Raw genomic sequence first — 10,241 nt, forward strand, 5'->3', positions numbered from 1 at the left:
GTCGCCTCATGCTCGATCTGCGCGCTCGGGTTGCGGACTTCGATGTACGGCACGGTATGCGCGCCGCACTGGTCGCCAAGCAGCAGCGAATCGCACTGGGTAAAGTTGCGCACGCCCTCCGCGGTCGGCGATACGCGCACCAAGCCTCGGTACGTGTTGTCCGAACGACCGGCCGAAATCCCCTTCGACACGATCGTCGATCGGGTGTTCTTGCCGAGATGGATCATCTTGGTGCCGGTGTCGGCCTGCTGACGATTGTTGGTGACCGCGACCGAATAGAATTCGCCGACCGAACCATCCCCCGCGAGGACGCAGCTCGGGTATTTCCAGGTGATCGCGCTGCCGGTTTCGACCTGCGTCCAGCTGACCTTCGAGTTCTTCCCCTGACAAAGCGCGCGCTTGGTCACGAAATTATAGATGCCGCCCAGCCCATTCTCGTCGCCGGGATACCAGTTCTGCACGGTCGAATATTTGATCTCGGCATCGTCGAGCGCGACCAGTTCCACGACGGCGGCGTGGAGCTGGTTTTCGTCGCGCATCGGCGCAGTGCAGCCTTCGAGGTAGCTGACGTACGCACCCTTGTCGGCGACGATCAGCGTGCGTTCGAACTGGCCGGTATTTTCGGCATTGATGCGGAAATAGGTGCTGAGCTCCATCGGGCAGCGCACGCCTTCGGGGATGTAGACGAAGGTGCCATCGCTGAAGACCGCGCAGTTGAGCGCCGCGAAGTAATTGTCGTGCATGGGGACGACCTTCCCTAGCCACTTCTTCACGAGATCAGGATATTCCTTGATCGCCTCGCTGATGCTGCGGAAGATCACGCCGGCGCTTTCCAGCTCTTTGCGGAAGGTCGTCGCGACCGAGACGCTGTCGAACACCGCATCCACCGCGACCCGGCGCGCGGGCAAGCCGCCCTCTTCACCGCCCTCGACGCCCGCGAGCAATTTTTGCTCGGCGATCGGGATGCCGAGCTTTTCATAGACGCGCAGGATTTCGGGATCGACCTCATCGAGCGACCCGAGCTTGGGCTTCGCCTTGGGCTCGGCGTAATAATAAGCGTCTTGATAATCGATCGGCGTCAGGTCGAGCTTGGCCCAGTCAGGCGATTCCATCGTCAGCCAGTGGCGATAGGCCTTCAGCCGCCAGTCGAGCATCCATTCGGGCTCGTTCTTCTTGGCGGAGATGAAGCGGACGGTGTCTTCCGACAGTCCTTTAGGGGCGAATTCCTGCTCGATGTCCGAGCTGAAACCCCATTCATACTTCTTGTTCGCGGCGGCGATCGCCTCGGCGTTCTTGGTGGCCATCAAATAATCCCCGCCGCGCAGCGGCTTTCAAATTTCTCTAGCTTCTCCGCGTCTCCGCGCCTCCGCGTGAACGAACCCTTCTTCGCGCCTTCGTGGCTTTGTGTGAGAATATTTGACTCACACGAAGACGCAAAGGCACGAAGAAGGAGCGAAAAATGCGCTGCGCGCGGCTGAACGGTCATGCGATCGGCTCCGCGCTCAGGCTGGCGAGCGAGACATGGGCAAGCGCGCCGCGCACCGCGCCGTTGACGGCGTTCCAGTGCGGCTTCACCCGGCAATCTTCCTCGATCAGGCAATCATGGCGGCCTTCGTCGACGCACGCCGTCATCGCGATTGGCCCCTCGACGGCTTCGATGATGTCGGCAAGGCTGATGCTCGCGGGCGGACGCGAGAGGCGAAAGCCACCGCCAGTGCCGCGCGCGCTTTCGATGAGGCCCGCGCTCGACAAGCGGCTGACGAGCTTCTGGACGGTCGGGAGCGGAATGCCCGTTTCCTCACTCAGCAGCGTCGCGTTGAGCCGCCCACTGACGCCACAATGGCGCGCGGCTGCGCTCATCATCACGACGGCATAATCGGCAAGGCTGGACAGGCGCATGATTTCCAATCGGACAAATTTGATCCGATTGTCAAATGGGCCTTTGCGACGCCCGCGTCAACCAGCCCGAAGGGCCATATCGCCTTCTTCTTTGCGTTCTTCGGGTGAAAAGAAAATTGGTTCACGCGAAGAACGCGAAGAACACAAAGGGCGCGAAGAGTTGCTCCCCCGCCTAGGCCCTGCCAAAGCCAGAGCGATGTTCTCCGTCTTGCGCCCCGCCCTGTTCGCCCTTGATGCCGAGCGTGCGCATGGGCTGACGATCGATGGGCTTGCGGCTTGGGCGAAGCTCGGCACGCCGTTCGCTGCCCCAGCCCCCGATCCAGTTCTGCGCACGCGCGTCGCCGGGATCGACTTCGCTTCGCCGCTCGGACTCGCCGCCGGGGTGGACAAGAATGGCGATGCGATCGACGGCTGGTTCGGCCTCGGCTTCGGCAGCGTCGAGATCGGGACGCTCACCCCGCTCCCCCAACCCGGGAATCCAAAACCGCGCATCTTTCGACTGGTCCAGGACGAAGGCGTCATCAACCGGCTCGGCTTCAACAATGGCGGGATCGACGCCGCGCTTCCCCGCGCGAAAGCCGCCAAGCGCAATGGCGTGCTCGGCATCAATGTGGGCGCGAACAAGGACGCCGCCGACCGCATCGCCGATTATCGCACCAGCGTGACCAAGGCCGCGCCGATCGCCGATTACATCACGATCAATATCAGCTCACCCAACACGCCGGGCCTGCGCGACCTGCAATATGGCGCCGAACTCGCGGAGTTGCTGGTGGCCTGTATTGAGGCGCGCGGCACGACGCCGCTGTTCCTGAAGATCGCGCCCGATCTCGACAGCGCGGGCATCGACCATATCGCCCGTGCCGCGATCGACGCGAAGATCGACGCGCTGATCGTCAGCAATACCACGATCAGCCGCCCGCCGCTGCGCTCGGCCAACGCCAAGGAAACGGGTGGCCTGTCGGGTGCGCCTCTCGCCCCGCTCGCCCGCGCCAAGCTCGCCGAAGCACGCGCGGCGACCGGCGGCACGCTGCCGCTGATTTCAGTCGGCGGGATCGGCAGTGCGGAGGAGGCCTATGCCCGCCTCACCGGCGGCGCAGCGCTGGTCCAGCTCTATTCCGCGCTCGTTTATCGCGGCCCCGGCCTGCCGCACGCGATCAATGCGGGGCTGGCTGCACTGCTCAAACGCGATGGCTTTGCGACCCTCGCCGAAGCGCAAGCCGCCAAAGCGCTTTGACGCTACGGCAAATCTGGCTAGGGTTTGGCGCATGAGAATTACGCTGATCGCGCTGACGGCGCTGCTGCTGAGCCCCACGCCCGCGCTCGCCCATCCGCCGAAGCCCAAACCGGCCGCATCGGCGCGCGGCATCGTTTCCGCCGCCGATCCGCGCGCGGCCGAAGCGGGGCGCGACATCCTGCGCGCCGGTGGCAGCGCGGCCGACGCCGAAATGGCGATGATGCTCGCGCTCACCGTGGTCGAGCCGCAATCGAGCGGCATCGGTGGCGGCGGCTTCTTCGTCTATCAGCAAGCGGGCGGCAAGCTGGTGACGATCGACGGGCGCGAAAAGGCACCCGCCGCAGCGACGCCCAAACGCTTCCTCACCCCCGACGGCAAGCCGATGCCGTTTTTCCAGGCGGTCCCCGGCGGGCTGTCGGTCGGCGTCCCCGGCAATATCCGGCTGATGGCGATGGTCCACCAGCGTTTTGGCAAGCTGCCATGGAAAGCGCTGTTCGCCCCCGCGATCAAGCTCGCCGAAGAGGGCTATACCGTCACCAAGCCGATGGCGGCGGGCATGGGCTATGTCAGCCAGGTCTGGAGCGCCTTCCCGGCGATCAGCGCGCAATATACCCGTGATGGCAAGCCGCTGACCGAAGGCGCGCTGGTGAAGAACCCCGATCTGGCAAAGACGCTGCGGCTGATTGCCGACAAGGGCGCCGACGCCTTCTATACCGGCGCCAATGCGCAAGCGATTGTGACCGCCGCGACGACCGCGCAGCGCAACCCTAGCGATATCACGCTCGCCGACCTCGCCGCCTATCAGGCGAAGGAACGGCCCCCGATCTGCGGCAGCTATCGCGGCTACAAGATTTGCGGGATGGGACCGCCGTCGTCGGGCGCGGTCACGGTGTTGCAAATCCTCGGCATGCTCGAACGCTTCGACATGAAGAAACTGGGCGCGAGCAATCCGGTGTCGTGGCATCTGATCGGCGAAGCGATGCTGCTCGCTTACGCCGACCGCGAGAAATATCTCGCCGACAGCGATTTCGTGCCGATCCCGCTCAAGGGCATGACCGACAAGGCCTATCTGAAGTCGCGGTCGATGCTGCTCTCGCCCGACAAGGCGCTCGGCACTTATGAGGCAGGCACGCCCCCGGGCGCCGAACCCCGCACCGCCGCCATTTCGAGCGAAGTCGCGGGCACCACCCATTTCGTCGCGGTCGACCGCGCGGGCAATGTCGGCACGATGACCTCGACCGTCGAAGGGCCGTTCGGCAGCCAGATTTTGGCGGGCGGCTTCGTGCTCAACAACGAACTGACCGACTTCACTTTCGCGCCTGAAAAGAACGGCGCGCCGGTCGCCAACCGGGTCGAAGGCAACAAGCGCCCGCTGTCGTCGATGTCGCCGACGATCGTGTACGACACAAAGGGCCACCCGGTCTTCACCGTCGGCGCGGCTGGCGGCAAGACGATCATCATGCAGGTCGCCAAAGCGCTGATCGCGCATCTCGACTGGGGCATGAATGCGCGCGATGCGATCGGCCATGGCCTTGTCTATTTCAACGGGACCACGCTGATCCTTGAACAGGGCACCGCGCTCGAACCGATGAAGCCCGCGATCGAGGCGTTGGGCCACAAGGTGTCGGTCGCCAAGCTCGGACTGAAAGCCAACGCCGCCGAACGCACGCCCAAGGGCTGGGTCGGCGCCGCCGATCCGCGTAGCGTGGGTGTGGCGCTGACCGAATAACCGCGGACTGCCAATGGGCAGCCGCGCATGCTGGAGAGAAGATGCGCAAGCTCGAACATTTTCCCAATCTGGTCACCATGTTCTTCACCCGCGCGCGTGAAGGCGGTGACAAGCCGTTCCTGTGGGCTAAATCGGGCGGCACATGGCAGTCGATCAGCTGGCGCCAAGCCGCTGAACGCGTCGCGGGGCTGTCGGCGGGGCTGAAGGCGATCGGCTTGCAACCCGGCGACCGGGTAATGCTGGTCTCCGAAAACCGACCCGAATGGTGCATCAGCGATCTTGCGATCATGGCGGCGGGGTGCATCACCGTGCCGACCTACACCACCAACACCGAACGCGATCACGCCTACATTCTGGAAAACAGCGGCGCGCGCGCGGTGATCGTGTCGAACGCGAAACTCGCCAAGACGCTGCTGCCCGCCGTGCTGCGATCGAGCCAGGCGCGGATCGTGATCGGCATGGAGGATCTGCGCATCGGCCAGTCAGGCGCGGTTGCATTCCACCAATGGGACGCGCTGATCGCCGATCACCCGACGCCGCCCGCGACGGCCGACGCCGCCGCGACCTTCAAGCGCGAAGACCCGGCGTGCATCATCTACACCAGCGGCACCGGCGGCGCGCCGCGCGGCGTGGTGCAGCATCACGGCGCGATCCTGCACAACGTCAATGGCTGCTGCACTGTCATCAGCGAGGATTTCGGCTGGGAGGACGAGGTCTTCCTGTCGTTCCTGCCGCTCAGCCACGCCTATGAGCACACGGCTGGCGAGCATTTCCCGATCGGGCTCGGCGGGCAAATTTACTACGCCGAAGGGCTCGATAAACTGGCCTCCAACATGGAGGAAACGCGGCCGACGATCATGGTCGTCGTGCCCAGACTGTTCGAAGTGTTGCGCCAGCGCATCGTCAAGCAAGTCGAAAAGCAGGGCAAATTTGCGACCTTCATGATGAACCAGGCCGTCGGCATCGGCGGGCGCAAGGCAGCAGGCAAGCGCGGGATGCTCGACATGCCCATCGACGCGCTGCTCGGCGCGACGCTGAAACCGCGCATCGGCAAGCGCTTCGGCGGGCGGATCAAGGCGATGGTGTCGGGCGGCGCGCCGCTCAATCCCGAAATCGGTATCTTTTTCGATTCGCTCGGGATTTGTTTCCTGCAGGGCTATGGCCAGACCGAGTCCGCGCCGGTCATTTCGTGCAACCGCCCCTCGGTCGGGCTGAAACACGACACTGTCGGCCCGCCGCTCGTCAACACCGAGGTCCGCATTGCCGAGGATGGCGAAATCCTCGTGCGCGGCGAGCTGGTGATGCACGGCTATTGGCGCAATCCGGAGGAAACCGCGCGCGTCCTCAAAGACGGCTGGCTCCACACCGGCGACATCGGCCAGATCGACGCCAAGGGCCGGATCAAGATCACCGATCGCAAGAAGGACCTGATCATCAACGACAAGGGCGACAATGTCGCCCCGCAGAAGGTGGAGGGCATGCTGACGCTCCAGCCCGAAATCCTGCAGGCGATGATCACCGGCGACCGCAAGCCCTATATGGTCGCGGTGCTGGTGCCCGATCCCGAATGGACGCAGGAATATTGCGCGAAATCGGGCACGAGCTGCAACTTCGAGAAGCTCGCCGAGAATCCCGACTATCGCGCGGCGCTTGGCGCGGCGGTCGATCGTGTCAACAAGGATTTGTCGGTGATCGAACGCGTGCGTCGCTTCATCATCGCCGACGCGCCCTTCGCGATCGAGAATGAGCAACTGACGCCGAGCCTGAAGATTCGGCGGCATGTGCTGAAGCAGGTGTACGGCGCCAGGTTGGACGGGTTGTACAAGGGTTAAGTGGTCGCAAGCGCACGACTGCGTTATCTCGGATTATCCATAGACCGCTCGTGCTGAGCTTGTCGAAGCACTGTCCTTCTTCTGCCCCGTCGGTGGGAAAGAAGAACGGCCCTTCGACAAGCTCAGGGCAAACGGGAGAAAAGGGGCAACTCAACCGGTGTTCGCTTTAGCCCCTTAACCCCTCCCGTTCGTTTCGAGCGAAGGCTCTGTCGAGCTTAGTCGAGACATCGAGAAACAGGCCGCAAGCGACTCGCCTCGCTCCCGTGTCTCGACTTCGCTCGACACGAACGGTAGAGGCAGGAACTCGCTGACAACGGTGCGGGGCGTGCAATCTCCGGCCCCGAACGTGCACTATCGTCCCGTCTGTAACGTTCCGCGCGCAGCCAGCGTACCCTGTCGGGAGTTCCACAAATTCAGGAGATTCAAATGCGCTTTGCCCCCACGCTACTCGCAGTCCCCGTCGCGCTTGCGGCTTCCTCGATTGCTTATGCCGCTGCCCCGATCGCCGTCGGCGCGCATGTGCCCGCCGGTTTCACTGCCGTCGACACGGCCGGCAAGGCGCGCAACTTTGCGTCGATTGCGGGCAAGAAGGGCACCGTGCTGATTTTCTTCCGCTCGGCGAGCTGGTGTCCCTACTGCCAGGCGCAGTTGAAGGACGTCCGCGCGCTCCCCGCCGAACTGGCAAAGCGCGGCTACAGCCTCGCGGCGATCAGCTATGATTCGCCCGAGAAGCTCGCCGATTTCACCGCGCGCCAGTCGATCAACTACACGCTGCTGTCGGACAAGGAGTCGAAGATGATCGACGCCTTCGGTCTGCGCGATCCGGCCTATCCCAAGGGCAATTTCGCTTATGGCGTGCCGACCGCGACCGTGCTCGTGATCGGCGCCGATGGCGTCGTGAAGAAGAAGCTGTCGACCGACGATTACAAGATCCGCCCGAGCAACGCGACGATCCTGGCGGCGGTCGACGCACACTGAGTCACGTAACCTTCCGCCCCCGCCGCTCGCTCACACGAAGCGGCTGGGGCGCTCAAGGTCAAATCGGGTGCAGAGAGCCGCGACGTCGTGATGATCCACAGCGCGCGGCTCAAAGCCGTTCCGGAACTGCAGGACAAAGGGCGCAGCGATGCAGCGCACCGCCACGTCGCCCAGCATCCCCACGCCCCCCAGCGCGCCGGCCGGATACATCGAGTTTTCCGACGGCTCACCCAGAACGCCGTTCCCACTGGCGTCGCGCACAAAGCCGTGCAGGTCGACCGACCCATCCGTGGGGTGCTGCTGCACCGGGTTCCACACGCGATCTTCGGGGCGATTGAGGCGCTCATACCCCAATGACTCGAGGGCGCGTTGAACCCCCGAAATGTCGGCAAAATGCATGGCGAGATCCAAGTCCGAATGCGGGCGCGTCTGTTCGCCCAGCAGCGCATCGACGCCCCAGCCCCCATCGACCCAAAAGGCAAGGCCTGCGCGCTCAAAGGTGCGGCACAGGTTCATGACGGTGCTTAGCTGCATCACCGACGACCTTAGCCCAAAATTATCCAACGTGGCGATCATCGCCTTTTCGACCGACCGACCGACCGGCCCGCCGACGACGGCGCGTCGCGACCTGCGCCGGGGCACCCGGATCACCCTGTAAAATTTAAGGAAGTCGCTGGGCCGCCGGAGATCAGGATTGCCCCGGCAAGCTACCCAGATCGGGTAGTTTTGCGAACCATCAACCATCTCGGCAGCAATCAATTAACGACGTTGTGTAATCAATCGCTCAGGCGATTATCAACAGAGGGAAGACCCGGCGTGACCTTCAAGCGTTTGCTCGATGAGCATGATCAGATCGATGAAGCGCTCGGTGCGCTTGAGGCGTTGGTCAACGCAGAGACCGCCGACCCGATTGGCGCGATGCTTGCGTTGAGCAAGCTGGCCCATGAACTTCGTGTCCACCTCGCGAACGAAGACAGCATGCTCTATACGCGCCTGGCCGTTCGGCTGGATCCGACTTATGCGCGCGCTGCGGTGCGCTTTGCGACCGAGTTCGCCGAACTGCGTCGCGATTGGGACGTGTACCTGCGTGAGTGGCAGCTCGATAGCATCGAAAGCGACTGGCCGACGTTTTGCAAGGAAACGGCAGCGATGACGCTTCGCCTCGCCGAGCGCGTCCGTGCCGAGAATGCCATCCTCTATCCCACCGCGTTGCGGGTCGGCCTGCTGGCACTCAGGAAGAGCGAAGGGGCCGGCATCGCTGCCTAGTCGCCCCTCGCGTCTCCCTACCCCCCGGCCAGCTCGCTCAGCATCGCCGGGGTCAGGACTTGCGGCAGCACTTCGGGTTCCTTCGCGCCCGGCTTGTAAAACAGGTACAGCGGCACGCCCGCGCGGTTGTGGGCTTCGATGAAGCGGCCGAGCTTGGGGTCGCCGTCGGTCCAGTCGCCGACCATCACCGCGACATTGTGCTTGGCGAACGCCGCCTTGACCTGATCGGTGTCGATCGCGAGGCGTTCGTTGACCTTGCACGTCAGGCACCAGTCGGCGGTGAAATAAGCGAACACCGGCTGGCCCTTCGCCCGCGCCTCGGCGAGCTTTTCCTCGCTGAACGCCGCCTTGTTCTCGGCCACCAGCGCGGTCGCAGCAGTCGCACCCTTGGGCACCGGGCGGATGGCGTAGGCGGTCGCCGCCGTCACAGCGACCAGCGCGGCGACGCTCAGCCAATGCGCCGACAGGCCGCTGTGCTGGCGCTTGCCGACCACGAACAGCACGATCCCGACGCCGAGCGCACCGATCAGCCCGAGCGTGATGCCGTCGACCCCCGCTTCACCGCCCAGCACCCAGGCAAGCCAGATTGCGGTCAGGCCCATCGGCACCGACAATATCTGGCGGAATGTTTCCATCCACGCGCCCGGCTTGGGCAGCGCTTTGCGCAGGGCGGGCACGAAGCCGATCAGCAGGAAGGGGATAGCGAGCCCGAAGCCAAGCCCGAAGAACACCGCCATCGCCGCCGCCGCCGGCAGCACCAGCGCTGCCCCCAGCGCCGCGCCCATGAACGGGCCGGTGCACGGCGTCGCGATGATCGCCGCGAGCGCGCCGGTCGCAAAGGCGCCGCTCGCGCCGCTCGCCGAATCGACGAAGCGCGGCGTCGGGATTTCGAACAGTCCGGCCAGATTGAGCGTCAGCGCGACCACCAGCAGCAGCAGTACGACAATCGTCGCCGGGCTTTGCAGCTGGAACGCCCAGCCAACTGCCGCGCCACCGGCCCGCAGCGCGAGAATCGTCGCGCCCAGCCCCATGATCACCGTCAGCACGCCGCCGGTGTAAGCCAGCGCCTCGCGCCGCGCTTCGCGCTCATCGACCGATCCCTTGGCGAGGCTCAAGGCCTTCAGGCTGAGGATCGGGAAGACGCAGGGCATGATGTTGAGGATCAGCCCGCCGAGGATCGCGCCGCCCAGCGCGATCAGCGTCGCCACGAGAACGCCGTTTTCCGCCCCGGCTCGTTGTCCGTTTTCCCCACTGGCAGGTGACACCACGCCCGGCGCTGCGGACAGCGAGACGGCCTTCTGCG

At 64.4% G+C, this 10,241-nt stretch carries 9 protein-coding genes; 5 read left to right on the plus strand and 4 right to left on the minus strand.

The window, feature by feature from the left end; translation table 11 throughout:
* Both sufB and K2W81_RS11330 read right to left on the minus strand, forming a co-directional pair.
* A partial coding sequence (sufB, locus tag K2W81_RS11325) for a Fe-S cluster assembly protein SufB (protein ID WP_294104349.1) occupies positions 1–1,304 on the minus strand: 1,304 nt, incomplete at its 3' end.
* Between the two features lie 178 nt (positions 1,305–1,482).
* Entirely contained in the window at positions 1,483–1,899 is a 417-nt protein-coding gene (locus K2W81_RS11330; protein WP_294104351.1) for an SUF system Fe-S cluster assembly regulator, read from the minus strand.
* A 196-nt stretch (positions 1,900–2,095) separates the two neighbouring features.
* Between K2W81_RS11330 and K2W81_RS11335 the strand changes: the two genes are divergently transcribed.
* From K2W81_RS11335 to K2W81_RS11350, 4 genes are all read left to right on the plus strand, one after another.
* Positions 2,096–3,133, plus strand: coding sequence for a quinone-dependent dihydroorotate dehydrogenase (locus K2W81_RS11335; RefSeq protein ID WP_294104353.1), 1,038 nt, complete (start codon positions 2,096–2,098; stop codon positions 3,131–3,133).
* 31 nt (positions 3,134–3,164) lie between these two features.
* A complete protein-coding gene (gene ggt, locus K2W81_RS11340; RefSeq protein WP_294104355.1) occupies positions 3,165–4,862 on the plus strand; it encodes a gamma-glutamyltransferase in 1,698 nt (565 codons plus the stop codon).
* A gap of 41 nt (positions 4,863–4,903) precedes the next feature.
* A complete protein-coding gene (locus tag K2W81_RS11345) occupies positions 4,904–6,694 on the plus strand; it encodes a long-chain fatty acid--CoA ligase (RefSeq protein WP_294104357.1) in 1,791 nt (596 codons plus the stop codon).
* Between the two features lie 426 nt (positions 6,695–7,120).
* Positions 7,121–7,672 (plus strand): peroxiredoxin family protein, encoded by a 552-nt coding sequence (locus K2W81_RS11350; protein WP_294104359.1) that lies wholly within the window; start codon positions 7,121–7,123, stop codon positions 7,670–7,672.
* 30 nt (positions 7,673–7,702) lie between these two features.
* Here the strand turns inward: K2W81_RS11350 and K2W81_RS11355 are convergent, their stop codons facing one another.
* The gene (locus K2W81_RS11355) at positions 7,703–8,248 is read right to left on the minus strand and encodes a hypothetical protein (protein ID WP_294104361.1); all 546 of its coding nucleotides are present in this window, start codon (positions 8,246–8,248) and stop codon (positions 7,703–7,705) included.
* 150 nt (positions 8,249–8,398) lie between these two features.
* Between K2W81_RS11355 and K2W81_RS11360 the strand changes: the two genes are divergently transcribed.
* Positions 8,399–8,938, plus strand: coding sequence for a hemerythrin domain-containing protein (locus tag K2W81_RS11360; protein WP_294104362.1), 540 nt, complete (start codon positions 8,399–8,401; stop codon positions 8,936–8,938).
* A gap of 17 nt (positions 8,939–8,955) precedes the next feature.
* On the opposite strand, the gene K2W81_RS11365 is transcribed toward K2W81_RS11360, so the two are convergent.
* Positions 8,956–10,241: thioredoxin family protein (locus tag K2W81_RS11365; RefSeq protein ID WP_294104364.1), on the minus strand; the 1,286-nt coding region annotated here is incomplete at its 5' end.

Source organism: Sphingomonas sp., from assembly GCF_019749955.1.
Taxonomy (GTDB): domain Bacteria; phylum Pseudomonadota; class Alphaproteobacteria; order Sphingomonadales; family Sphingomonadaceae; genus Sphingomonas.

What these genes read in the sequence shown, in the direction of transcription:
- K2W81_RS11355 (WP_294104361.1), bottom strand. Translation starts at nt 8,248, where the DNA reads ATGATCGCCACGTTGGATAATTTTGGGCTAAGGTCGTCGGTGATGCAG.
- ggt (WP_294104355.1), top strand. Translation starts at nt 3,165, where the DNA reads ATGAGAATTACGCTGATCGCGCTGACGGCGCTGCTGCTGAGCCCCACG.
- K2W81_RS11345 (WP_294104357.1), top strand. Translation starts at nt 4,904, where the DNA reads ATGCGCAAGCTCGAACATTTTCCCAATCTGGTCACCATGTTCTTCACC.
- K2W81_RS11350 (WP_294104359.1), top strand. Translation starts at nt 7,121, where the DNA reads ATGCGCTTTGCCCCCACGCTACTCGCAGTCCCCGTCGCGCTTGCGGCT.
- K2W81_RS11335 (WP_294104353.1), top strand. Translation starts at nt 2,096, where the DNA reads ATGTTCTCCGTCTTGCGCCCCGCCCTGTTCGCCCTTGATGCCGAGCGT.
- K2W81_RS11330 (WP_294104351.1), bottom strand. Translation starts at nt 1,899, where the DNA reads ATGCGCCTGTCCAGCCTTGCCGATTATGCCGTCGTGATGATGAGCGCA.